At 67.3% G+C, this 24,168-nt stretch carries 21 protein-coding genes; 10 read left to right on the top strand and 11 right to left on the bottom strand.

All coding sequences use genetic code 11. The features are described 5' to 3' along the window. Nucleotides 1–112: 112 nt before the first annotated feature. Nucleotides 113–685, bottom strand: a complete 573-nt coding sequence (locus tag ACUYM2_RS04130; RefSeq protein WP_481598921.1) for a hypothetical protein — start codon at nt 683–685, stop codon at nt 113–115. A gap of 145 nt (nt 686–830) precedes the next feature. Between ACUYM2_RS04130 and ACUYM2_RS04125 the strand changes: the two genes are divergently transcribed. From ACUYM2_RS04125 to ACUYM2_RS04100, 6 genes are all read left to right on the top strand, one after another. Continuing rightward, nucleotides 831–1,736 (top strand): MSMEG_6728 family protein, encoded by a 906-nt coding sequence (locus ACUYM2_RS04125; protein ID WP_481598920.1) that lies wholly within the window; start codon nt 831–833, stop codon nt 1,734–1,736. 96 nt (nt 1,737–1,832) lie between these two features. Beyond that, nucleotides 1,833–2,780: an SDR family oxidoreductase gene (locus ACUYM2_RS04120; RefSeq protein WP_481598919.1), complete on the top strand. Its 948-nt coding sequence runs from the start codon at nt 1,833–1,835 to the stop codon at nt 2,778–2,780. A 42-nt stretch (nt 2,781–2,822) separates the two neighbouring features. Next, the gene (locus tag ACUYM2_RS04115) at nt 2,823–3,257 is read left to right on the top strand and encodes a DUF1622 domain-containing protein (RefSeq protein WP_481598918.1); all 435 of its coding nucleotides are present in this window, start codon (nt 2,823–2,825) and stop codon (nt 3,255–3,257) included. Between the two features lie 61 nt (nt 3,258–3,318). Further along, on the top strand, nt 3,319–4,098 hold the full coding sequence (locus tag ACUYM2_RS04110; RefSeq protein WP_481598917.1) for an isocitrate lyase/PEP mutase family protein: 780 nt from the start codon (nt 3,319–3,321) through the stop codon (nt 4,096–4,098). Continuing rightward, the gene (locus ACUYM2_RS04105) at nt 4,098–4,832 is read left to right on the top strand and encodes a YqjF family protein (RefSeq protein WP_481598916.1); all 735 of its coding nucleotides are present in this window, start codon (nt 4,098–4,100) and stop codon (nt 4,830–4,832) included. The genes ACUYM2_RS04110 and ACUYM2_RS04105 overlap by 1 nt, the downstream gene beginning before the upstream one ends. A gap of 86 nt (nt 4,833–4,918) precedes the next feature. After that, a complete protein-coding gene (locus ACUYM2_RS04100) occupies nt 4,919–6,655 on the top strand; it encodes an HNH endonuclease signature motif containing protein (RefSeq protein ID WP_481598915.1) in 1,737 nt (578 codons plus the stop codon). An 855-nt stretch (nt 6,656–7,510) separates the two neighbouring features. Here the strand turns inward: ACUYM2_RS04100 and ACUYM2_RS04095 are convergent. The 5 genes from ACUYM2_RS04095 to ACUYM2_RS04075 all read right to left on the bottom strand — a co-directional run bounded on the left by ACUYM2_RS04095 (nt 7,511) and on the right by ACUYM2_RS04075 (nt 14,310). Beyond that, nucleotides 7,511–9,343 (bottom strand): gamma-glutamyltransferase family protein, encoded by a 1,833-nt coding sequence (locus tag ACUYM2_RS04095; protein WP_481598914.1) that lies wholly within the window; start codon nt 9,341–9,343, stop codon nt 7,511–7,513. Nucleotides 9,344–9,346: 3 nt separating this feature from the next. Further along, entirely contained in the window at nt 9,347–9,490 is a 144-nt protein-coding gene (locus ACUYM2_RS04090) for an MFS transporter small subunit (protein ID WP_481598913.1), read from the bottom strand. 1 nt (nt 9,491) lies between these two features. Further along, nucleotides 9,492–10,886: an OFA family MFS transporter gene (locus tag ACUYM2_RS04085; RefSeq protein ID WP_481598912.1), complete on the bottom strand. Its 1,395-nt coding sequence runs from the start codon at nt 10,884–10,886 to the stop codon at nt 9,492–9,494. Between the two features lie 257 nt (nt 10,887–11,143). Further along, on the bottom strand, nt 11,144–13,642 hold the full coding sequence (locus ACUYM2_RS04080; protein ID WP_481598911.1) for a Tex family protein: 2,499 nt from the start codon (nt 13,640–13,642) through the stop codon (nt 11,144–11,146). 23 nt (nt 13,643–13,665) lie between these two features. After that, nucleotides 13,666–14,310, bottom strand: coding sequence for an SOUL family heme-binding protein (locus ACUYM2_RS04075; protein ID WP_481598910.1), 645 nt, complete (start codon nt 14,308–14,310; stop codon nt 13,666–13,668). Nucleotides 14,311–14,463: 153 nt separating this feature from the next. Between ACUYM2_RS04075 and ACUYM2_RS04070 the strand changes: the two genes are divergently transcribed. Then, nucleotides 14,464–18,072: a TM0106 family RecB-like putative nuclease gene (locus ACUYM2_RS04070; protein WP_481598909.1), complete on the top strand. Its 3,609-nt coding sequence runs from the start codon at nt 14,464–14,466 to the stop codon at nt 18,070–18,072. A gap of 170 nt (nt 18,073–18,242) precedes the next feature. Here ACUYM2_RS04070 and ACUYM2_RS04065 read toward each other — a convergent pair whose 3' ends face one another. From ACUYM2_RS04065 to ACUYM2_RS04050, 4 genes are all read right to left on the bottom strand, one after another. After that, on the bottom strand, nt 18,243–19,313 hold the full coding sequence (locus ACUYM2_RS04065) for an alkene reductase (RefSeq protein ID WP_481598908.1): 1,071 nt from the start codon (nt 19,311–19,313) through the stop codon (nt 18,243–18,245). 90 nt (nt 19,314–19,403) lie between these two features. Continuing rightward, nucleotides 19,404–19,949, bottom strand: a complete 546-nt coding sequence (locus tag ACUYM2_RS04060) for a PKD domain-containing protein (protein WP_481598907.1) — start codon at nt 19,947–19,949, stop codon at nt 19,404–19,406. 375 nt (nt 19,950–20,324) lie between these two features. Then, the gene (locus tag ACUYM2_RS04055; protein ID WP_481598906.1) at nt 20,325–20,972 is read right to left on the bottom strand and encodes a DUF6318 family protein; all 648 of its coding nucleotides are present in this window, start codon (nt 20,970–20,972) and stop codon (nt 20,325–20,327) included. 281 nt (nt 20,973–21,253) lie between these two features. Beyond that, nucleotides 21,254–21,898: a TrbL/VirB6 family protein gene (locus tag ACUYM2_RS04050; protein WP_481598905.1), complete on the bottom strand. Its 645-nt coding sequence runs from the start codon at nt 21,896–21,898 to the stop codon at nt 21,254–21,256. A 256-nt stretch (nt 21,899–22,154) separates the two neighbouring features. On the opposite strand from ACUYM2_RS04050, the gene ACUYM2_RS04045 reads away from it, so the two are divergent. Continuing rightward, the gene (locus tag ACUYM2_RS04045; protein WP_481598904.1) at nt 22,155–22,589 is read left to right on the top strand and encodes a pyridoxamine 5'-phosphate oxidase family protein; all 435 of its coding nucleotides are present in this window, start codon (nt 22,155–22,157) and stop codon (nt 22,587–22,589) included. A gap of 41 nt (nt 22,590–22,630) precedes the next feature. After that, nucleotides 22,631–23,110 (top strand): very short patch repair endonuclease, encoded by a 480-nt coding sequence (locus tag ACUYM2_RS04040; RefSeq protein WP_481598903.1) that lies wholly within the window; start codon nt 22,631–22,633, stop codon nt 23,108–23,110. A 13-nt stretch (nt 23,111–23,123) separates the two neighbouring features. Here the strand turns inward: ACUYM2_RS04040 and ACUYM2_RS04035 are convergent, their stop codons facing one another. Continuing rightward, the gene (locus tag ACUYM2_RS04035) at nt 23,124–23,786 is read right to left on the bottom strand and encodes a TetR/AcrR family transcriptional regulator (protein ID WP_481598902.1); all 663 of its coding nucleotides are present in this window, start codon (nt 23,784–23,786) and stop codon (nt 23,124–23,126) included. A gap of 119 nt (nt 23,787–23,905) precedes the next feature. On the opposite strand from ACUYM2_RS04035, the gene ACUYM2_RS04030 reads away from it, so the two are divergent. After that, a complete protein-coding gene (locus ACUYM2_RS04030; RefSeq protein ID WP_481598901.1) occupies nt 23,906–24,163 on the top strand; it encodes a hypothetical protein in 258 nt (85 codons plus the stop codon). The last annotated feature ends 5 nt before the right edge of the window (nt 24,164–24,168 follow it).

The following is a 24,168-nucleotide window of genomic DNA, read 5'->3' as shown; positions in this document are numbered from 1 at the left end:
GCAGGGCCAACTGATTAAACGACGACGCCGGGGCGCCCTTGGGGGACGCGCCGGCGTCGTCGTTTAAGTTTGAGACGGTTCGCTTCAGACGTTCCGCTTCAGACGGCTCGGTTCACACGGTGCGCGGCAGTTCGCGCACGATGCGAACCTTCCACGCGGCGTCGTCGCTGGTGTCCAGCAGGGCTACGGTGCCCTGCGCGAGGTGCAGCGCGACGCGCTTGGCGGCGAGCAGTTCGAGGTAGAGCTGTTCGTTCATCCGGGCGGGGGTGTCGATGACGTACTTCACCGCGTCGCGGACCTTGCGGTAATTGTCGCTGCGTTCCCGGTGCAGGTGGAGTTCAAGCATCCGGCGCTGCCGCAACCGGGGTTCATGCCGGTTCAGCCAGGACACGGCCGCGTGGACGGCCACCACGAGCGTCAGCGAGACCGCATAGATTTCCCAGCCGCTCGAGAGCAGGAAGAGCGGCAGGTTGGCGATCGCCACGAGGGCAATAAGAAGCCGGAACGCCAGCAGGCGGCGCATGGTCAGGGCGACCGAGGCCAGGGCCGCGCGGAAACCACTCTGTTCCTTGCGGGCCTCGGCAGGGTCCAGGGTGAATTCCTCGAGGACCAGGATGCCATTGGCTTCCGGGCCGAGCATTTGTCCGTACTTTGGCGCAAAGGGCGCCGTTGATTCAAGGGTCATGGCGGGTCTTCCGTGCGGCTGGGGTGCTTGCCGGTAATGATAGATCTCCGGGCTGGGAACTGTCTGTACGTATCCGTCATGTGAACACGCTCACCCGGGAGGCCCAGCAATTGGCGTTGGGGGCCCGTGGCCCCAAACTGGAGAGATGCAGACTTTCCTCCCCTTCCCCGATTTCCAGCAGAGCGCCGCGGCCCTTGATCGCGTGCGGCTCGGCAAGCAGCGCGTTGAAGCGCTGCAAATGCTGCGCGCGCTGGTGATTCCCGAGTACGGCTGGCAGTCCCACCCGGCCGTCCGGATGTGGATGGGCCACGTCCCGGCGCTGACCATGTACGGCCTGGCCATGGTGGACGAATGGACCGCCCGCGGCGGCGAGGACACCACGCGCGAGAAGATCATGGAGTTCGCTCCGCAGGCCGCGCACCCGGACTACGCCGCTAAGATCCCGATGCCGTACTGGCTGGGGAACCCGGAGTTCCACCTCAGCCACCGTTCCCGGCTGCTCGCCAAGGACCAGCGGTTCTACGGTTCGGTGTTCCCCGGCACGGACCCGGACCTGGAGTACGTGTGGCCCGAACCCAAGCACGAGCTGATGCCGGAAGATCCCGCCGGCGACCGCATGTGGGTCCTCCGCCTTCCGCTGGGCGACACCGATCCGCAGCAACTGGACACCATCAGCCTGCCGCCGGTCCGCAGCAAGGCAGCGGACGCTGCCGGGGACGACGAGTACCAGTTCGTCTACGCGGACAACGGATCGCGCCGGCCGGACAAGAACGCCCGCAAGCGCCCGGCCAAGCCGCTGGTGAAGAAGCCCACCCGCAAGCGCCAGGCGCAGGAAGAGGCCTTCACCACACTGCCCGGGAAGTCCGTGGTGGCGATCCCGTTCGACGGCGGCCAGTCCTTCGCCGTCGGCGAGGTCCAGGGCCGTCCGATCACGGTGGACGGCGTTTTTGCCCGCAACTTCCAGGTCAACGAAATCCTGCCGCGCCGGGAGTTCGACTACCCGGCCCTGTTGCAGGATCCCCGGGTCTTCTTCCCCATTCCGGCACGGTAGCCGGAGCGGCCGTCGAGGGCGCCGGCGGCTCGACGGCCCTCGGCCAGCGGCGTCCCCGCTCCGCGCCGCCCCGTATTTACTGGCAGACTGGCCCGTATGACTGTACTGCTGGCCGGTTGCGGCGATCTGGGTACCGAAGCCGGCTTGCGCTTTGCCGCAGCCGGCCACCGCGTAGTGGGCTGGCGGCGCTCGCCGGAAAAACTGCCGGCGGAAATCGAAGGCGCCGCGGCTGACCTAACCTCCGGCGAACTGCCGCCGGTCCCGGCGGACACCACCGCCGTCGTCGTCGCCATCGCCGCGGACTCTCCCACCGAGGAGGCCTACCGGGCGGCCTACGTGGAGGGCCTGGCGCATGTGCTCGACGCCGTCGCGGCGTCCGGGGCGCCGGTCCGCCGGATATTGTTTGTCTCCTCCACCGCCGTCTACGGCGACGCCGACGGCGGCTGGGTGGACGAAACGACGACGCCGAATCCCGCCGGATTCTCCGGCCGCATCATCTGCGAGGCCGAGGAACTGCTCCTCGACCGCCTCCGCGGTACCGGAATGTCGCCCGTGGTGCTGCGGCTTGGCGGCATCTACGGACCGGGCCGGACCCGGCTGATCGACCAGGTCCGCGGCGGGGACGCTACGATCCCGGCGGAGTCCCGGTTCACCAACCGGATCCACCGCGACGACGCCGCAGCAGCCATCGTGCACTTGTGCAGCATGGCTCCCGAGCCCGCACCGCTGTACCTGGGCGTGGATGACGAACCTGCCGAGCTGGGCGACGTGTTGCGGTTCCTGGCCGCCGAACTGGGTCTTCCGGAGCCCCGACCGGCCGAACCTGCGTCGGGGGCTGCAGGCCCAGGCGGCGGCGGCAGCTCAGGCGGAGGCGAGCCGTCGCGGGGTGGCCGCCGGGGTTCCAACAGCGGCGAGCCGTCGCGTGGCGGCAACAAGCGCGTCAGCAATGCGCTGCTGCGCGGCACCGGCTTTAAGTTCGAGTATCCGAGCTTCCGCGAGGGTTACCGCGCCGTCCTGGCCGGCGTCGGCGAGCGGCACCCCTGATGCACCCGCAAGACTGCACACCCACCATTTCCGAGGGACTGTATGGATTTTCAGCACATCATTGAGACGGTCGGCCGGTTCATGGATTTCGCCGGCGTGGCCGTGATGGTCATCGGCGCCCTGGTGTCCCTGCCGATGGCTTTGCGCGGCTACCAACCGCGGCAGCGGCCCGCCGGCTCGGAACCTCTTTCGGTGTACCGCTCCTACCGTCAACTGCTGGGCCGGTCCATCCTGCTTGGCCTCGAATTGCTGGTGGCTGCCGACATCATCCGGACCGTCGCCGTCACCCCCACCTTCGAGAGTGTGGGCGTGCTGGCCATCATCGTGCTGATCCGGACCTTCCTGAGCTTCTCCCTCGAGCTCGAAATTACCGGGCGCTGGCCTTGGCAGAAGCAGGCCGCGGGCGAGCAGTCGGGCGCGCCATCGGCCGATGCCCAACCGGCCTCGGCGGCCTCGACGGCCTCAACGTCCGGCTGAGCCGTTCCCCCAGAGCGGAATCCCCTTCACGGGTCTCCCCGGCTCGGGCTAGGCTCGCAAAATGACTGATTCCCTTCCCTCCAAAGCCACCGAGCTGCTTCGTCTCCACCAGGCGCCCGAGATCCTACAGGTCGTCAACGTGTGGGATGCGATCACCGCAAAAGTAGTCGCTGACCTGCCCGCCACCACAGCCCTCGCCACGGCCAGCCACTCCATTGCCGCCTCGCTCGGATATGAAGACGGCGAGAATATCCCGCTGGACGAAATGATCACCGCCGTCGGACGCATTGCCGCCGCGACCTCCCTTCCAGTGAGCGCCGACCTCGAGGCGGGATACGGCAATCCGGGCGAGGCAACTCGCAAGGCGATCGGCGTCGGGATTGTCGGTGCCAACATCGAGGATCAGATGCGCCCCCTCGGTGACGCCGTCACCCAGATGAGTTCAGTGGTGCGGGCGGCCGAGGCCGAGGGCATCGACTTCGTCCTTAACGCCCGCACGGACGCTTTCCTGAAGGGCAAGGACAGGGACCCTGAAGCGGTGCTGGCTGACGCGATTGAGCGCGGCCGGGCCTTCCTCGAGGCCGGCGCGACAGCGGTCTTTGTGCCGGGCCTATTGGACGAGGCCACCGTGAAGGCACTCGTTGACGGCATCGGCTGGAACAAGGTGTCCGTGATCAACGTGCCGGGATCGTTGGCACCCGCGAAGCTCCAGGAACTCGGCGTGGCCCGTATCTCCTACGGCCCGTGGACGCAGCGTGTGGCGCTCACTGCTTTGGCGGATACCGCGTCTGAGCTCCTGGCCGGTGGTGCCCTTCCTGACGGGACCCGGGCCCTGAACTAATGGAGGCAAACTCCTGGCCAGCGGCGCCGGAGCTGCCCCGACCGGTCATCATGGACCAGCGGTGGACGGACGCGGTGTTCCTGCACTGGCGCATCCCCGAGGCAGTTGCTGCGCCGTTTATGCCTCACGGCGTGGCGCCGGACGTGTTCGACGGATCGGCCTGGGTGGGGCTTATCGGCTTCCGCATGCAGGCTGCCGGCCTGGGCCGCGGACCCGGAATCCCCTATTTCGGAAGTTTCAATGAGATCAACGTTCGGCTCTACTCCCGGGAGCCGGACGGCACGAGGGGCGTTGTTTTCCTCAGCCTGGACGCATCCCGGCTGGCGGTGGTCCTCGCGGCGCGCGCCGCGGGAATCCCCTACGTCTGGTCCCGGGACCGCTTCCGGGCAGCAAACCCGGTGGACCCGTCCACCGGTTATTCGGTGCGCCGATTTGGAGGCGGGGCGCGGAGCGACTTCGCGGTGGCGCCGCGGTTCGACGCCGAAGCCACCGATCCGCTGTCCGTCCACCTCACAGCGCGGTTCGGTTTACATACCCGTGTCCGAGGCCAAACGCTCTATGTTCCCAACACCCACGGCCCCTGGCCGCTGTTCCGCGCCCGGTTGATGGCGTTGGAGGACCAACTCGTCGCAGCAGCGGGCATCACGGTGTCCGGCCCGCCCGAGTCGGTGTTGTATTCGCCCGGCGTCCGGACACAGTTTGGCCGGCCGCGGGTGCTGGCGAGCGGGACCTGAGGCTCTTACCGTTTGACCACGGCCAATAACTCGGTGCGCGTTCCGCAAGGGCCAAAACTGTCAGAGGTCAGTGATGAACTTAGTCCATGGGAACCAGCGCAGCTCTCAGCGTTTCTCCGGCGGCCCGGGCCGGGGGTGCTGCGCGCGGGGTTCCGTCGCTGGGGGGTGTTCTGGGGCAGTTGCGGGAGTTGTGCGCGACGGCGGTGGGGGACGCGGCGCTGTTCGGGGTCGGGGAGGCCGCGGAGTACGCCGCCGGGGTCGAGGAACTCGCCCGGGCCGTGGAGTACCTGCAGCTCGTCGGCGCCGCCGCGGTGGACCGCACCCGCAAGGAAGCCGCCGGCAACTCCCCGGCCCTGGATGACGGCTACCGCAAGAGCGGGGACTTCCTGCGTGACCGGCTGCAGATCACCGGCACCGAAGCCCACCGCCGCCTGTCACTGACCACCGCGGTCCTGCCGCGCACCGGGATCACCGGCCAGCTCCTCCCGCCCCTGCACGAGGAACTCGCCGCCGCCGTGGCCGCCGGGAGTGTCCCGTCCCGGTCCGCGACCATCATCGCCCAGGCCCTGGACCGGGTCCGGGCCCTGTGCGGCGCGGACACGACCGCCCGGATGGAACACTCCCTCACGGCCACCGCGGCCGGGCACGACCCGGACTTCCTGGCCCGGATCGCCCGGCGCTGGATGGACGCCATCGACCAGGACGGCGCCGAACCTTCCGAGGAAGTCCTGCGCCAGTTACAGGGCGCGTTCATCCGCCGCCCCCGCCACGGCCTGCACCACCTGGAAATCTTCGCCACCACCGAACAATTCGAACACCTCCTCACCGTGATGAACACCGCCACCAACCCCCGCACCAGCCCCGGCACCGGCACCCAAGACCCCGGTGACACGGCCACCGGTGACGCGGCCACCGGGAGCGCGGGCACCGGCGACGCGGCCACCGGTGACACGGCCACCGGAGTCGGCGGAGGAGCCTTGTCCGCAACCGCCGGCACCGGCGAAGAGGCAGGGCCCGGCGGAGAGGCAGGGCCCGGCGGAGAGGCCGGGCCCGGTGACGGGGCGGGCGGGTTCGTGCCGGGCGGGCTGGACTGGCGGTCCCGGCCGCAGAAATCCCTCGACGGCCTGGTCGGCGCCTGCAAAATAGCCCTCGCCTCCGGCGGGCTGCCCGCCACCGGAGGCCTCCGGCCCCAGATCATGGTCACCATCGACCACCGCGACCTCCTCGAACACCTCCTAAACGCCACCAACACCGACACGGATACGGACACCCGGACAGACCTGTTGTCCGGGACCGGGGACGCCGGCGGACGAACCCGGGACGGCGCCCGCCCCTACGGATTCGACAGCGGCGCGGACCTGCTCGACTTCCGTGGCGCCGGGACCGGCCCGTTCGGGTTCACCGGCACCGGGACCCTGGCCCTCACCGGCCCCGTCACCGCCACGACCATCCGCAAACTCGCCTGCGACGCCGACATCATCCCCGTCCTGCTCGGCAGCCAGGGCCGCATCCTCGACATCGGCCGCACCACCCGGATCTTCCCGCCCCACATCCGCAAAGCCATCACCGCCCGCGACCAAGGCTGCGCCTTCCCCAACTGCACCATCCCCGCCACCTGGTGCGAAGCCCACCACATCACCTACTGGTCCCGCGGCGGCACCACCAGCACCGACAACGGCGTCCTCCTCTGCTCCCACCACCACCACCTCATCCACAAAGAACAATGGACCATCCACAACCACGCCGGAATCCCCTGGTTCATCCCGCCACCCCACCTCGACCCCCGCCAAACACCCCAAAGAAACCACTACTTCAGATACTGAACCACCACGCCCGGCATAGGCAGTGACGAAGGGCAGGCGGGCGTGAAGCAGCCGATGGATCGTTCTCGCGCCCATCAGCAAGGGGAAGGGTCGACGTGAATCAAAGGAACCGCCCCCAGGCTGCCGGTGGGGTCTCGTCAACGTCAGTGATCCGTGCTGTGATGTTTTGCACGCAGCAAACCTAGCTTTGCCAACAACCCGTCGAGGGAGAGATAGCCATGGCGCACACGGACAATCTCGGTTCCACAGCAGTCGGTCGCTACGGCGGAAGGAATTTCGCTGCGTTGCTTTGCGGGTTCGCGGCCGCTCTGGGCTGGTGGATCGGGCTGACTGGCTACGTGGTCGTCGGCAGTCCGGCAAGCGGAGGCAGTGGACTGCCCGTGTTTCTCGGGGTTCCGGTGTTGTTGTCTGCGGGTACGTACCTTCTTGCCGTCCACGGCAGGCGATCTGACGTCGACGGCACGCGGCCAGTTGTCGGACTTCCCGCCCGCAGCTCACCCCAACATCGCCTCCAGGCGGGTCTCCCGCCGGGGATTCCGCCCAATTCCAGCGGGCGCACCCCGGGCCGCCATTCCCTGGCCGGTCAGCAGGGAACCGGCGGCTCCCTGCTAGTCCTAACCGCGTTCGCGGCCGCTTTGTTCTGGTGGATCGGCATAACCGGGTACCTGGTCGTCGGCGGCGCCGCGGGTGGGGCTGCCGGGCTTGGCGTGTTCCTCGGCCTTCCTGCCGTCGCGACCGCGGGAACGTATCTGGCAGTTCGCCGTCGCGGGATCTCCGCATCCTTCGGGCGGGGACGCACTAGTCCGTGGCGCCGCGCCTGATCCCCGTCTCCGTCGCCGCCCTGATCCGCAAGGGCTACCGGCCGGCGGCGTATCCCTGGGCGCCCCGGGGGTTGGCCGCGGCCTGCAGCACACCGGTCGCGGGGTCCCGGACGACGGCGGAAAGTCGGCCGAGGGTCCAGCCGCCGGCCACAGTCACAACATGCCCCCGGCGTTTGAGCCCCTCGATAACATCCTCTCCCAGTCGTTCCTCGACCACGGCGCCGCCTGGTTCCCAGGTGCGCGGCCAGAACGAGCCGGGCATCGACGTCGTATGGAACGTCGGTGCGTCGACGGCCTGCTGCGGCGCGTAGCCGCCCACGATCGTCCGCAGCAGGTACGGCAGCTGCCACTGGTCCTGTTGGTCACCGCCCGGCGAACCCAACGCTGTCACCGCGCGTCCGTCCCGGAGCACCAGCGTCGGCGTCAGGGTGGTTCGGGGCCGCTGGCCCGGTGTGAGGGTGGACGGCGTGCCCGGCTCCAGCCAGGTCATCTGCAGTCGGGTGCCGAGGCAGAAACCCAACTCAGGAATCGCGGGCGAGGACTGCAACCAGCCGCCGGACGGGGTGGCGGAAACCATGTTCCCCCAACGATCCACGACGTCGATATGGCAGGTATCGCCGCGGGTCTCCCCGCTCGGCGCGACAGTCGGCTCGCCGACACCCAGTCCTGCCGGGCCGGACTGCGCACCGCTCCGGGCCAGGGCCGGCGGCGTGTATTCGGTCCGCAGCTTCGGCACGTAAGGCTCGCGCCCCGGGACTGTCCCCGGGCGGAATTCGTGCGAAGCCTGCTCGGTGATCAAGTCCCGGCGGCTCGCGCAGTACTCCTCGGACAGCAGGTACGCCAGCGGCACGTCCGTGTCCCCGTAATACGCCTCGCGGTCTGCCAGCGCCAGTTTCTGGGCCTCCAGGATGGTGTGCGCCCCGAGCTCGGTGGACGGATCGAGATACCGGTCCTCGAACCCGGCGAGGATGGCCAGGGTCTGCAGCAGCGCCGGACCCTGGCCCCATGGCCCGGTCTTGGCAATCGTGTGCCCGCGGAACTCCACCGTGGCAGCCGCCTCATAGCCGGCCTCGAAGCCGGCTAAGTCGGACAACGCCAGCACGCCCCGGTGATCGGTGCCGGAGGAATGCCGGTGCGGGGCCTGCACGGATTCCACCATCGCCTGGGCGACAAAGCCCTCGCGCCATTCCCGGCGGGCGGCATCGATCCGTGCCTCCCGGGACCCGCCAGATCCCAACGCCGTCCCCGCTTCGATGAGCCTTTCCAGGGTCCGGGCGTAGGCCGGGTTACGGATGAGTTCGCCCTCGGCGGGGATCCTGCCACCAGGCATCCAGAGCTCGGCCGAACTGGGCCAGTGCTCCTGGAACAGCTCCGCCACCGCGGCAATCGTGGTGCCGACGCGGCCCAGCACCGGGTGCCCCTCACGGGCGTAGCCGATCGCGAACTCCAGGACCGCGTCCAGCTCCCAGGTGCCGTGGTCACGCAGCAGCAGGAACCAGGCGTCGACGGCGGCGGGTACCGCAGCGGCCAGCGCCCCAGAGCCCGGCACCAGGTCCAGCCCTTCGGCGCGGTAATGCTCAACCGTCGCTGCGGCCGGCGCTGGCCCCTGGCCCATCAGGACCACCGGTTTGCCGGGCTCTGCCGCCGTCACGAAGACACCGGTCATGTCCCCGCCGGGGCCGTTGAGATGCGGCTCGACGACGTGCAGCACGAAGGCGCCGGCCGTGGCGGCGTCGAACGCGTTACCGCCGCGTTCAAGCACCGCCTGGGCCGCCGCCGTCGCGATCCAATGCGTGGACGCACTCATCCCAAAGGTGCCCTGCAGGGTGGGGCGGGTGGTGAACTGATCAGGCGCGGTGAAGGTCATGGATCAGCCGAACAGCGCCGCCACGCGGGTCAGGGTCTCGTAGACCCCATAGGCCAGCGGTACGCCGACGAGCGCCCATGCCACGGCCAGTCTGCCGGTGGACGCTTTGACGGCGGCCTGTGCTCCGGGGTTGTGTGCAGTGCTCATCTCAAGCCTCCATGGCGGGTTCGGCGGACCGATCGCGGTCAGCGCGGGGTTCGTGGAATCGTGCGTCGACCGGCTTGACCAACAGGTTGGCCACAAAGCCGATCACCAGCAGCGCCACCATGGTCAGCAGTGCCGGCTGGTACGACGCGGCATTCAGCTGGCCGGGCTTGCCCTGGGCGTCCAGGAAAGCGTTGACGATCAGCGGCCCTGCGACGCCGGCAGCGGACCACGCGGTCAGCAGCCGGCCGTGGATGGCGCCGACCTGGAACGTGCCGAAGAGGTCCCGCAGGTAGGCCGGAGCCGTCGAGAAGCCGCCACCGTAGAAGGAGATGATCACGAACGCGAGCACCACATAGAGGAACGTGGTGGAGGAACCGGCCAGCGCCAGCACCGTGTAGAGCACCGCGCCGACGCCGAGGTACACCATGTAGATGCGCTTGCGGCCGGTTACATCCGAGGTCGCGGACCAGGCAAAGCGCCCGGCCATGTTGCCGATCGAGAGCAGTCCCACGAAGCCGGCGGCGACGCCGGCACTGACCAGGGAAACGCCGTCGGACTTCCGGAAGAAGTCCTGGATCATTGGGGCAGCCTGCTCCAGGATGCCGATGCCGGCGGTGACGTTGCAGAACAGTGCGATCCAGACGAGCCAGAACTGCCTGGTCTTGACGGCGTTCTTCGCCGAGACGTTATCCGTGGTGACCAGCTTGGACGCTTTGACCTTGGCCGGGTCGAAGCCGACGGGCTTCCAGCCGTCGGCGGGCACCTTGATGGTGAAGGCGCCGAAAAGCATGTAAGCAAGATAGACGACGGCGAGGGTCAGGAAGAGCTTGCCGACCGAGTCGCCGCTGGCAATCCAGCCCTTGGCGCCGGAGTTGGGGTCGTACATCTTCAGCAGCGCGGTGGAGACGGGGCTGGCGATCAAGGCGCCGCCGCCGAAGCCCATGATGGCCATGCCGGTGGCGAGTCCCGGGCGGTCCGGGAACCACTTGATCAGGGTGGAAACCGGCGAGATGTAACCGATGCCCAGGCCTATGCCGCCGACCACGCCGTAGCCGAGGTAGACGAGCCACAGCTGGTGCGTGAAGATGCCCAGCGAGCCGATCACGAAGCCGCTGGCCCAGAACATGGCCGAGGTGAACATCGCCTTGCGCGGGCCGTTCTTGTCCACCCAGGTGCCCATGATGGCGGCGGACAGGCCGAGCATCACGATCGCGATCGAGAAGATCACACCGATTTCGGTCAGGCTGGCACCGAAGTGCTTGACCAGCGCCGTCTTGTACACGCTCGTCGCGTACGCCTGGCCGATGCACAGGTGGACGGCGAGCGCCGCGGGCGGTACGAGCCACCGGTTGAACCCCGGCGGGGCGATTGTTCGTTCTCGGTCCAGCCAACCCATAACTGCTCCCCTTGCTTGTCGAAAGACGTCGCTGTCTTGGCGCTCCCCAAGCACCTGCCCCAGCGGAATAGAGGCAAAAGGCCTCTGTGAAGGTCCGTTGCCTCCGGCAATCATGGTGCAGATCACAGTCGCGCGGCGGACTTCCGGGCCAAATCGGGCGGATTTCACGACGAACGGTAGTTTATTCGCGATAAGCGGTAGGTGAGCGGGTGGACCTCGCCTGCTTCGCCAGACCGGCCAGCCGGCCGGGGCCGTTCCTACTTCGCCAGCCCGGCCCGGCGGAGTGCCTCTGCCATCGCCGTGTTGGCCGGCGCCGGTTTGGCTGCCGATTTCCTTGGCGCCGGCGCCGCTTTCCCGGCGGATTGCAGATCTGCGGGCTTCGGCTGCGAAGGCTTGGACTGCTTTGACGTGGGCTGCGGAGACGCCGGCTGGCCCTGCCGGGCCCGGTCATGCGAACCCGCCGGCCGCCCAGGAGCCCCGGGGCGTCCAGGAGCTCCGGGCCGCCCTGCGGACGTCGGCCGCCCACCGGAGGCGGCCGGTTCGTCGTCGAGCCTTAGCGTCAGCGAGATGCGCTTCCGCTCCGGGTCCGCTTCCAGCACCTTGACCCGGACCACCTGGCCGGACTTGACCACCTCGCGCGGGTCGGAGACGAACCGGTTGGCCAACGCGGAGACGTGCACCAGCCCGTCCTGGTGCACCCCGACGTCAACGAACGCGCCGAACGCCGCCACGTTGGTGACCGTTCCCTCCAGCACCATCCCGGGTTTGAGGTCGGCGATCTTCTCGATTCCCTCCCGGAAGGTCGCCGCAGCGAACGCGGGCCGCGGATCCCGGCCGGGTTTTTCCAGCTCGGCGATGATGTCCCGCACGGTGGGCAGGCCGAACGAGCCGTCCACGAAGTCCTGCGGGTTGAGCGCGGACAGGTTCCCGCCTCCGCTGCCGGCCCCGGGACCGGCGCCGGCCGCGGCCTTGATCTTCCGCGCCAGCGGATACGCTTCCGGGTGCACGCTGGAGGCGTCCAGCGGCTCCGCTCCCCCGCTGATCCGCAGGAAGCCGGCGCACTGTTCAAAGGCCTTCGCGCCCAGCCGGGGCACCTTTTTCAGCTCGCTGCGCTTGCCGAACGGACCATGCTCGTTCCGGTACGCCACAATGTTCTCGCTCAGCAGCGGCCCGACGCCGGCCACCCGGCTCAGCAGCGCAGGCGACGCGGTGTTAACGTCCACCCCGACGGCGTTGACACAGTCCTCCACGACGGCGTCGAGGCTGCGGTCCAGCTTCGCCGCGGTGACGTCGTGCTGGTACTGCCCGACGCCGATCGACTTCGGCTCGATCTTGACCAGTTCCGCGAGCGGATCCTGCAGCCGCCGGGCGATCGACACCGCGCCGCGCAGCGACACATCCATGCCGGGCAGTTCGGCCGCGGCGAGCGCCGAGGCCGAGTACACGGACGCGCCGGCCTCGGAGACGACGAGTTTCTGCGGCGCGCTGCCGGCGTCCGCGCCGAGCTGCTTGATCAGCCCCGCAGCGAGCTTGTCCGTCTCCCGCGAGGCGGTGCCGTTGCCGATCGCCACGAGTTCAACGCCGTGCTTCCGGGCGAGGGCCAGGAGCGTATGCAGCGCCTCGTCCCATTTCCGCGCCGGGGCGTGCGGGTAGACCGTGTCCGTCGCGACCACCTTGCCGGTCCCGTCCACCACAGCAACTTTCACGCCGGTGCGCAGCCCCGGGTCCAGGCCCAGGTTGGCGCGGTTGCCGGCGGGCGCGGCGAGCAGCACGTCCCGGAGGTTGGCGGCAAACACCCGGACGGCCTCGTCCTCGGCCGCGGCGAACATCCGGCTGCGCAGGTCGCCGCTCAGGCGGCTGAGCACCCGGGAGCGCCACGCCTGCTGCGCGGTCTGCAGCAGCCAGGCATCGGCAGGCCGGCCGCGGTCGGCGACCCCGAGGAACCTGGCCACGGCGGCTTCGTAGCGGGCGCGGGCGGCGGCCAGGGCGGCGTCGTCGTCCGGTTCCGCTTCGCTGAGGTCCAGTTCCAGCACCCCGTCCTTTTCACCGCGCAGCAGCGCGAGGACCCGGTGCGAGGGCATCCCGGAGGGCGCCTGGGAGAACTCGAAGTAGTCCTTGAACTTCTGCCCCTCGGCCTCCTTGCCTTTCTTGACCCGCGACACCATCCGGCCCTGGGTCCAGAGCCGCTCCCGCAGCGTGGCGGCCAGGTCAGCGTCCTGGGCGACCCGCTCGACGAGGATGGACCGGGCCCCGGCCAGGGCCGCGGCGGCGTCCCCGATGGCATGTTCAGCATTGAGGTAGCGGCCGGCCTCGCGTTCCGGGTCCAGCTCCGGCCGCTTCAGCAACGTGTCCGCGAGCGGTTCCAGGCCGGCCTCCCGGGCGATCTGGGCCTTGGTGCGCCGCTTCGACTTGAACGGCAGGTAGATGTCCTCCAGCCGCGACTTGGTGTCGGCCCCGACGACGGCAGCCTGCAGCTCCGGAGTCAGCGCCCCCTGGGCGGCGAGGGCGTCCAGCACGGTCCGACGGCGGTCCTCCAGTTCACGGAGGTAGCGCAGTCGCTCTTCGAGGCCGCGGAGCTGGGTGTCATCCAGGGTCCCGGTGGCTTCCTTGCGGTACCGGGCGATGAACGGCACCGTGGACCCGGCGTCGAGCAGCTCCACGGCCGCCTTCACCTGCCACGGTTTCACGCCGAGCTCGGCGGCAATCTGGGTTTCAATCGGGGTGGTCACGGCTGGGTGCTGCGGGAGTTGGCTCACCCAGCCATTTTGCCTTACCGGGGTCAGGTGCCGGGCGTTCCCGCAGCGTCGGAGGTCTCCTCGACGTCCTGGACGACCTCGTTGCGGCGCAGGAACCACGGCTTGAACGGCGGATCAAAGCGGGCGAACCTCGGCGGCCCCACTGCTGTCAGCCCGGCGAGGGTCAGCGCCGACTGCAGCCCGTCGTTGCGCCGCGCAAAGGCGGTTTCCGAGCCGCTGCCGGAGAAACGAAGCGCCGCGGCCAGGGAGCCGGGAAGGGCCCGGATCCTCACCTCGGGGTCCGTCGGGACCGGAGCGGTTTCGGCGCTCATACCCGCGGGAAGTACAAAGGCAACCACAAAGTCGGCTGGCGCATCCATCCCGGGCAGCGGGCCGCTTTGAAGGACCGGGGCGGTCATCGCCAGCTTCTGCGAGGTCCCCTTGCCCCGGCCCCCGTCTCCTCCGGCCCCGGCGCTTCCCGTCCCCTGGATGACCGGAGAGGTCATCGCCAGCTTCTGCGACGCGCTGTTGCTGCCGCTGATGTAGTTGAACAGGTGGCGGAAGGCCGCATTCCCGGCGCGGTCGAAGCTCGCGTTGACCCGGATTTCGGCGACGACGTGCGCCGGATAGCGGCGTAACTCGAAGTGGGGGTAGCTGCGGACCAGCTCATAGGGTTGTTGTTCGGTCATGGTCTTGCTGACCTTACGCCACCCCTGCGACGGCGGCCAGTGCCTTAGTGTCAGGGGGCTTTGGTAGCTTGGCAGAAGAGAGATCGACGGCGCGGGACCGGGCCGGGCGGTCAGATGGAGTCGATCGGCCAGAGCCAAGCAAAGCGGGGCGCAGTGTTTTTCCTTGAACCGGCAGTACCGGGCGCGGCGCCGGACCTGGTCTATTCCGCGAGTGACCTCGTGGTGGCCGTGGGCTGCGAGTACCAGCTGCTCCGGAAGCTCGATGAGAAGCTGGGCCGCACCGCTGCCGCCGAGTTCGGCACCGACGAGATGCTCCGGCATGCGGCCGCGCTGGGCGACGTCCACGAGCACAAGGTCCTCGACGGGTTTGTCAGCGAGTTCGGAGCCTGGGACCCCGCCCGCGGGCGGGGCGTGTACGACGTCGTTCCCGCCACTGCCATGGACCGCGCCACCCTGGCGGCCAAGCACCACGAATCCATCCAGGCGCTGCGGGCGGGCGCGGACGTCGTCTTCCAGGCCGCGTTCTTCGACGGCCAGTTCCACGGCCGCTCCGACTTCCTGGTGCGGCAGGCCGACGGCGGCTACGCCGTGTTCGACACGAAGCTGGCCCGCCATGCCAAGGTGACCGCCCTGCTGCAGCTCGCCGCCTACGGTGACCAGATGCTCAAGGCGGGCATCCCGGTGGACCCATCGGTGACGCTCGTTCTCGGCGCCACGGTGCTACTGGCCGACGGCGGCTTCGATTACGTCCGGACCCACCACAAACTCGCCGAAATCCTGCCGGTCTTCCGGGAACGGCGCGAGCGTTTCCTCGCCCTGACCGCGGCACACATGGCCCAGACTGACCCGGTTCGCTGGGGTGCGGAGGGTGTTACCGCCTGCGGCCGCTGCGATTACTGCCAGGAACAGGTCAAGGCCACCGACGATCTGCTCCTGGTGGCACGGATGAATTCGGTGCAGCGCAAAAACCTCCACGAACTCGGCATTCACACGGTCACGGAACTGGCCCAAACGCTGCTCGCCAAGCCCACGCTCCTGCGGCTGCAGGAACAGGCCCGGATGCAAAGCGGCGTTGGCGCTGCCGACGGGGAGGTCCGGTACCGCAAGGAGGGCGAGGAGCACACGCTGCGCTACGCCGTCCTGGCGCACAACGCCTTGGCTGAACTGCCGCCGCCCAGTCCGGGCGACATTTTCTTCGACTTTGAGGGCGATCCGCTGTGGCAGGACAGCGCCACCGGGGTGTGGGGGCTTGAGTATCTTTTCGGGGTCATCGAGGCACCCGCCGGGCCTGGCGTTCCTGGCGTGTTCCGGCCGTTCTGGGCGCACAGCCGGGCGGCGGAAAAACGGGCGTTCCTGGACTTCCTGGACTACGTGGAACAGCGCCGGCGCACGTACCCCGCCATGCACGTCTACCATTACGCACCGTACGAAAAGACGGCGCTCCGCAAGCTCTCGGTGCTGCACGTGGCCGGCGAAGACATTGTGGACGAGTGGCTCCGCGAGGGACTGCTGGTGGACCTCTACCAGACGGTCCGGAACAGCATCCGCATCTCGGAGAACTCGTACAGCATTAAGAAGCTTGAACCGCTCTACATGGGCACGAACCTCCGCACCGGCGAGGTGAAGGACGCCGGCGCCTCCGTGGTGGCTTACGCCGACTATTGCGAGGCGCGCGACGACGGCCGCGCCGAGGAGGCCGCGGACATCCTCGCCGGTATCTCCGACTACAACGAATACGACTGCCTCTCGACGCTGGAGTTGCGGAACTGGCTGCTGCAGCGGGCCAAGGAACGCGGAATCGAGCCCGGCGGCACGGGGTCCGGGCCGGACGACGCGGAATCCCCCGCCGGCCTGGACGACGTCGGCTCCCCCGACGCGGATGCCGGGCTTAGCGCGGCGGAGCGGGCCTTGATCGATTTCGCCGAGCCCCGGACCGGCCTGCCCGAGGAGGACCGCAAGGCAATGGCCATGCTGGCCGCCGCGGTGAGCTACCACCGGCGGGAGCGGAAATCTTTCTGGTGGGCGCACTTCGACCGGTGCGAGCAGGGCCCGGAGACCCATGAGCGGGACCGGAACGTGTTCCTTGTTGATTCCGCCGAGATCCTTGACGACTGGCAGCAAGATGGCCGGAAACTGCCGGAGCGGCGGGTCCGGCTGACCGGAACGGTGAGCCCCGGTTCGGATTTGCGCGAGGGCAGCAAGTGGTTCCGTATGTACGGGATTCCGCTTCCCGAGGGGCTCGAGGGCACCGGCAAGAACGGTGCCGGCCGGAACGGATGGTTCGGCACGGAGGTCCTCGAACTCGGTCACGACGACGGCAAGGACACCGTCGTCATCCGCGACCGCCTGCACCGGAACGTCCCTCCCCACAGTGAGCTGCCGATCGCGCTGACCGAGGACCAGCCGCTCGCCACCAAAAGCCTGGAGCAGTCCCTGGAGTCACTCGCTGACCTGGTGGCGGCTGGGCTGCGGTCCGGTTCCATCCCCCGCCACCCGGCCCTCGACCTGGTCCGGCGCCTCCCGCCCCGGCTGGTGGGCGGCGGCTCACTGCCGCAGCCGGGCGAGGGCCCTGACCGTTTCATCGACGCCATCACGACGGCGGTCCTGGGACTCGACCACTCCTACTTGGCGGTCCAGGGTCCCCCGGGCACCGGTAAGACTCATGTGGGTTCCCACGTCATCGCCAGGCTCGTGGCCCGTGGCTGGAAGGTTGGGGTCGTTGGCCAATCCCACGCCGTGGTGGAGAACCTGCTCACGACTGCGGTCATCAAGGCGGGGGTCAGCCCGGACCTGGTGGCGAAGGATGTGAAGCACGACAATCCCTTGCCGTGGCAGTCGCGTACTGCCAAGGACGTTGCGGCGCTGCTGGGCTCGCGCGGCGGTGCCTTGGTCGGCGGCACGGCGTGGACCCTGACCGGCGCCACCGTTCCGGCGGGCTCACTGGATCTGCTGGTTATCGACGAAGCCGGCCAGTTTTCCCTGGCCAACACGCTCGCGGTCGCCCAAGCCAGCAGCCGACTGCTCCTGCTCGGCGACCCGCAGCAGCTCCCGCAGGTCAGCCAAGGCAAGCATCCCGAGCCGGTCGACGAGTCGGCCCTGGGCTGGATCTCCGCCGGGCACGCCACCCTGCCGCCGGAGCTTGGCTACTTCCTGGCCGACTCGTGGCGGATGAATTCCGAGCTGTGCCTGGCCGTTTCCGAGCTGTCCTATGAGGGCCGGCTCCGGTCCGCGCCCTCGGCGGACCTTCGGCACCTGGAGGGCGTTCCGGCCGGGATCGAGACGGTGATGGTGCCGCACACCGGCAACACGACGTCGTCCCCGGAAGAGGCAGGCGAGGTTGTCAGGCAGGTGCGGCGTCACCTGGGACTGGCGTGGCACACCGCGGACGGGACGCGCCCCCTCGATGCCGCCGACATCCTCGTCGTCGCTGCCTACAACGCCCAAGTGAACCTCATCCGCGAAGCCCTGGACCGGACCGGCCTCTCCGGTGTTCGGGTGGGGACCGTGGACAAGTTCCAGGGGCAGGAAGCCGCGGTGGTGATCGTGTCCATGGCGTGTTCGGCAGTGGCCGAGGCGCCGCGGGGCATGGAATTCCTTTTGTCCCGGAACCGTATCAACGTGGCCGTCTCGCGCGGTCAGTGGCGCGCCGTCGTCGTCCGGGCGCCGGAACTGACGAACTACCTGCCAGCGCATCCGGAAGGCTTGGAACAGCTGGGCGGCTTCATCGGGCTCTGCCAGCGGTCGGTGCCCGCTGCCCCGTAGGGGGACATGCCCATTCTTAGTACCCGCCACGGGACATGGCCCTCGCTTGCGAACCGCTCCGAGGTTCATGCCCATCCTTAAACGCGAACAGTGGACAGAAGGGGATTCTGTCCACTGTTCGCGCTGGGCACAGGGCATGCCCCGGCAATGGTTAGGCCGGTGCCCTGTTCCTAGTTTTGGTAGGCCGGGTAATCTGTGTAACCCTCGGCGCCGTCTGTGTAAAAGGTGCTCCCGTCGGGCTCGTTGACCGGGAGGCCTTCGCGCCAGCGACGAACCAAATCCGGGTTGGCGATGGCCGGGCGTCCTACAACCACAGCATCTGCGTGGCCGTCTGAGACGAGAGCCTTCGCTTCTTCGGTGGTCGTGATAACGCCGAAGCCGGTGTTCAACAGGAACGTTCCGTTGAAGCGCGAGCGCAGTTCCTGGACCAGGTCGCTCGTGGGCTCCTTGTGAAGCACGCTGAGGTAGGCCAGCTTCAGCGGAGCGAGGGCATCCACCAGGAACCCATAGGTTTCGCGGACGTCGGCGGCGTCCAGCTCCGAGGCGCCCTGCACGTTGTGTTCGGGCGAAATTCGGATGCCAACGCGGTCTGCGCCAATGGCGTCCACGACAGCCTGCACAACCTCGATGACGAAGCGGGCGCGGTTTTCGGGTGAACCGCCGTAGTTGTCCTCGCGCTGGTTCGCGGCCGGCGTCAGGAACTCGTGGAGCAGGTAGCCGTTTGCGGAGTGAAGTTCGACGCCGTCAAAGCCGGCCTCGATCGCGTTACGGGAGGCCTGGACAAACTCTTCACGGATCGCGGGCAGCTCGTCTGCGGTGAGAGCGCGGGGAACCGGGAACGCCTGCTTGCCCTCGTACGTGCGGGTCACGCCGTCGATAGCAATGGCGCTCGGGGCGACGACCTCGTGGCCACCGGTGGTTGCCTCATGCGTGACCCGGCCGGCGTGCATCACCTGCGCGAAGATCCGCCCGCCCTCGGCGTGTACGGCGGCGGTGACCTCTGACCAGCCTTTGAGCTGTTCCTCGGTGACCAGGCCGGGCTGGCCCGGGAAGCCCTGTCCGGCCGGGCTGGGGTAGGTACCTTCGCTGACAATCAAGCCGAGCGAGGCGCGCTGCCGGTAGTACTCCACAACCAGCGGTCCGGGAACGCCTTCCTTGCCCGAACGGAGGCGGGTGAGTGGCGCCATCACGAGCCGGTTAGGTAGTTCCAGCTTGCCGAGGGTCATTTGGGAAAACAGCATGCGCAGTTCCTTTCGCGGTGGATTCTGTTCACTGGCGGAAGCAATCCAGCGCCTGCAACTATTCCGCGTGAGACCCGAATCACGCTGTAATCAACGCGAACTCGGTGGCGCGCCGGGGCAGCCCTGACCTCGCGGATTCCGGAGACAATCGTCTGCATAGTTGCGGGTGATCGACCGCCAGACGCTGACGGTTTGCGGCGGGGCGCTGAATTGTCCTTGGCCGGGGATCGGCAACGGCGGGCCGCCATTGACGGAATACGTCCCTCGGAAGTAAGTGGTCAGCACCACCGGGAAGTCGCCGGTCCGGGTATAAACGTGGCTGGTGGCCGTCTTCTCGCCCCACCGTTCCTGCGGTAGCGGTCCCCCGGCCGAATTCTGTGGGCCAAGAGACGTGCCGTCTCCGTAGTTCCAGCTGTACTGCAGTGGTTTGGCGGTAATCGCAACGCTTTGACCCAGCATGTCAACTCTAAAGGCCTGCTCCGCGGCCACGGCATAGAAGTTGGTCTGCGCCCCTTTGAGAGTGTGGGGACTGGGCTGGGCTGCAGCGCGTCCTGCTTCGACTGGGAGCTGCCGAAACTTAGTCTGGATTTGTGCGGCGATTTTTCCCAGGATGTCCTCGGGTTCTTCGACGTACACGCACCGGTCAGGTCGAAGCGCAGACCAAATTGGGGGCGAGAACACTCTCAGTGAAGCAAACCACCTAACAGGGCGGCCCTCGTTGGCTTCATTGCATCGAACGGCTCCGCCGAGGCAGGCGATATCGAAGTCGTTTCTAGCCTCGTCTAAGCAAAGATATTCGAACTTGTAGACATTCGGGTCTTCGGGCAGGGAGCTTGGAGAGTCGACCCATACGCCCGCGCCCGAATCGTAGCGCCATACTCCGAGCCCGTTTTTGCTCCATGAAACGTCCGAGTCAGCCGCCTGTGCCACCGTGGAGCTAGTTATCGGGATAGCCAGGCCCACCAGCAAAATGCCAAGAAGTCGCAATAACAGCCGGGTTGATCTCATTGACTAGCCGCCGAGCCGGTCGACGTTTTGGGCACTCCAACTTCCATCCTTGTATTTGGCAATCATGAGATCGCCAAGCATTGCTGATTCGGCCACAATCTGCGCATCAGAACCGTCCGCGTTCTTCAACGCCCCTGAGCGTTGTTGCGACTGTATGGCCACCTGAAAGGTGTCGTCCGCTGTCTTGACGAAAGTCGATTGAACCGCGTAGACCTTTATCGTCGCGCCCACAATCCACCGTCCGTCAGAGTGCCACTTTTTGACACCGGGAAAGACTTTTGAGCAGAGCGCGCACGTTGAGCTCGAGATAGAGCTGATACGAGAGAGGTCGCCCGTCTCGTAAGAGTAGTTCAAGAGTTGATACCAGTACCTCGCGAATGCTTCAAGCCCTTCCTTCGTCTTCGCTTTGGCAGCCTCCGGAAGCACCGGCACCGGGACGTTCTGTGCCCGGCCCTTGGCGTCGGCCGGTTTGTAGCTGGCGGTGGCGGTGGGTGTCGGGGTGGACGCGGATTGGCTCGTCGACGCGTTGCTCGGTGCTGCGCTCGGGGGCGACTGGCCGCCAGTGCAGGCCGTTCCGAGAAGGGCGAACGCGGTGAGCAGGGCGGCGGCGGTGGTGAGCCGGCGGTTGGAGGTTGGAGTGCGAGATGTCATGTTCAGCTAATCCCCCGATAGAAATCAAGACGCCTGAATCCAAACAATGCCTAAGGGTAACTGACACCGCACTCTCGCCGTAAGGTTTATCCACAGGCAGCCCAGGCCACTTCCGAAACACACACCCCTAGGGAATCAGGCGGCTCAAGAGCCCCATCTGCCTCCCCCCGAAATTCACCGATACCGCCCAAATGGGACCACCCAAATGCAGCAGGGCGTTGCCGGAGTTCCACTCCAGCAAGGCCCCGCCGCCGGGCAGACTCTAAGCCCGGCTCAAACTCCTACTTCTTCTTGTCGGCCCCGAGCCCCGACCCGCTGCAGGTTGCCATGGCGCCCTGGCCGGATCCCGAGTTCTTCGAGATGGACTTGCCGTCAAACAGAATTTCGCAGCCAACCTTTGCCGCAGCATTCGAAAAATCCCCGGTGACAACCAGGGAGAGCAGATCCGAATTCTTCACCGTTTGCTCCTTTTTCCAGCCACCGCTGACGTCCTCCTTGGACGTCCCGCCGCTGGTCCAGTAACTGACCGAGGCCTTGCCGTTTGTGGTCACCACATACTGGACCTTATGCTCCGAGTTGAGTGCCTGGTCGGCCGAGGAGACAGCAGCGGACAGCACGGCCATCCAGATGGCAGCGATGACAATGCTCAAGATCCCCAGCACGAGGCCCGCGATCGCGGCCCCCTTCTTGGCGAACTTGCGGGTAGCGCCGATGATGCCGAACAGGACGGCCAGCGGGCCCAGGACAAAGGCGACCATGCCCATGACCGGGATGAATGAAAAGATGACGGCCACAATGCCGAGCACCAGCGCGGTAATGCCCCATCCATTACCCCTCGAAGCCGGCGCCGGGGCGCCTCCCGCGGACGGAACGGTGGACGCCGGCGCGTCCGCGGGTGCAGTGCCGTGTGAATTGAAAGTACTCATGATTCCCCAAATTCATGGCCAGGCAGCGCCTGGCGGTGCGAGTGTCCGGGCCCAAGCGCCCCCATGGCGCGGAGGCGCATCCCCCGCCAATGGCCAAATACCCTCACGGGCGGCCTTTGACTGCGATGCAATCCGGACAAAATGAAACGTTAGGGAGGGGGTCGGACAATTTAGTGGCGGGAGCCCGGCCGTCGACCCGGAAAATCACTTCCGATAGCCTCTGGCATTTTTCTACACGGGACAGAACAATGAGCCCATGATGTTCGAACACGCAGACAACAGCCCCATCTTGAACCTGTCCGAGGACGAGACCTGGAAACTCATCGAAGGAACAAAACACGGCAGGCTCGTCGTCACCGTGGGCGGTGAACCGGACATTTTTCCGGTGAATTATGCCGTCAATAACCGCAAGCTCTACCTGCGCACCGCCCCCGGCAACAAGCTGGCCGAGCTCACCATCAACGCCAAGGTGCTGTTCGAAACTGACGGCATCCTCTCCGAGGAGGCCTGGTCGGTGGTGCTGCGCGGCACCGCCCGGGTCCTGGAGCAGTCGGTGGACATTGCCGCGGCGGAGGCGCTGGGGCTCAAGCCATGGGTACCTACCTTGAAGGACTTCTACGTCGAGATCGATCCGACGTCGGTCAGCGGCCGGCACTTCCAGTTCGGTGAGCATCCCGAACGGGAGATTTAGGCTAAGTCCGCGGCCCGGGCACCGCCGCCTAGACTTAAACCATGGCGGGCAGTCTGACCCCGGAGCGGCGCAGTTGGAACATGTCCCGCATCAGGGGAAAGAACACCAAGCCCGAACTGCTGGTCCGCCGGATGCTGCACGCCAAGGGCTACCGCTACCGGCTGCACGGCACAGCCCGCGGCGGCAGGCTGCCCGGGAACCCCGATCTGGTATTTGCCGCACGCCACAAGGTCATCTTCGTCAACGGCTGCTTTTGGCACTTCCACGACTGCCGGGTGGGCCGGCATGCGCCAAAGTCCAACGCGGAGTTCTGGGAGGCCAAGCGGAGCCGGACCCGGACCCGCGACGCAGAACAGCGCCGCCTGCTCGAAAGCTCGGGCTGGGAAGTGCTCACCGTCTGGGAATGCGACCTCAAGGACCTCACTGCCCTGGAACACCACCTCGAGGCCTTCCTGGCCGCGGAACCTGACCCACAAGCGCTGACGGCCCGCGGAGCCCGGCCCGCTAAGCTAACCCGCTAAGCAGAAGCGGCCACTACGCCTGATGGGCCGCTATCAGCCACTCGGCCATTTGCCTCGCCCGGCCGGCAGCCGCACGGTCTCCCCCGGCGGCGGCGACGATCGAGCCTTTCATCAGGATGTACCAGGACCGGGCGAAGGACTCAGGGTCAACCAGGTCAGCCTCCTCGGCGAGCTGCTGCACGTGGCCCCGGATCTTGTCGAGGTAATCGATGCTTGCCCGGCCCAGCGGATGCGTTGGCCCCATCTCCAGCAGGATGTTGACGAAGGAGCAGGCTTCGAAGTCTTCCCGCGCGAACCAGTCGGCAAACACATCGAAGATGGCGAGCAGCTGCTCCACCGGAGTGTTCCCCCGGCGTCGGGCCTCGGAAATAATGGTGGACACCGTCCATTGCCGGTCGCGGCGCTCCAGGAAGGCGAGCACCAGATCGTCCTTGGAAGCGAAGTGACGGTAGAAACTGGCTTTCGCCACCCCGGAGCGGGCAATCAATTCATTGATCCCCACATCCCGCACGCCACGACGCGAAAATAATTCGTACGCAACGTCCAAAATGCGTTCCCGGATCCCGGTAATCTCAGCAGCACCGACGGTGGTTTCACCGCCGGCCGCAGGAATGCCACCGCCGCCCGCGCGAGGGGGCTGTGGGGGCGTTGCCTGGGAATTGGTTGAAACAGACATCAAAATTATCTTACCGCTACGCGAGACAGACTGGTCTACCTGGGCTAAGATCGAAACTCGGGGACTAGGACTCTATTGGTCAGTATGTGGGGATACTACTCACTCCGCAGGAGAGCACCATGCCACACTTGTTGTTGTCTACCGGGACCCGCACGCGGCACGCCGCCCGGAGCCTCGAAACACCTGAGGATCCGGAGCCCCTGCGTCGTCAGGTTTCCGCCATCATTGACGCGATTCTCTCCGATGACAAGCCGGAAGAAGCCGCCGTCCGGGACCAGCTCCGCGGGCACGTCGCCAACAATCCCGGCGAGCCGGAAAAGGCCCTTTTGGCCCACCTGCTGTCTGTCTCCTCATGCCTGCAGGACGGCACCGCCTAGGTTCC

It is taken from the genome of Arthrobacter sp. SD1074B, from assembly GCF_056780195.1.
Note: the sequence above shows the minus strand (reverse complement) of the source record. Positions and strands in the feature narration are given on the sequence as shown.